1 protein-coding gene is annotated in these 219 nt (G+C 59.4%); it reads right to left on the bottom strand.

Features of this window, described 5'->3' with window-relative positions; all coding sequences use genetic code 11:
• On the bottom strand, window positions 1–219 hold a 219-nt coding region (locus tag A3709_RS24020; RefSeq protein ID WP_197484265.1), incomplete at both ends, for a hypothetical protein.

The following is a 219-nucleotide window of genomic DNA, read 5'->3' as shown; positions in this document are numbered from 1 at the left end:
GGTGCACGCCATACACGTTAACATCCACAGTTTGGGCGACCGTACCCTGGCCCAGCCCGGCATTGTTGACGATGCCATAAAGCCCCACATCGAGGCGCTGCTGCATCCAGCTATCCCGGGCGCGCTGCACTGATTGATCACCACAGACGTCAAGTTCCAGCAGCGTTATCCGATCTGCCCAGGTGGCGTCCTGCGCCACTAGTGACGCAACCGCTATAT

It is taken from the genome of Halioglobus sp. HI00S01, assembly GCF_001635445.1.
Classification (GTDB): domain Bacteria; phylum Pseudomonadota; class Gammaproteobacteria; order Pseudomonadales; family Halieaceae; genus Halioglobus; species Halioglobus japonicus.
Note: the sequence above shows the minus strand (reverse complement) of the source record. Positions and strands in the feature narration are given on the sequence as shown.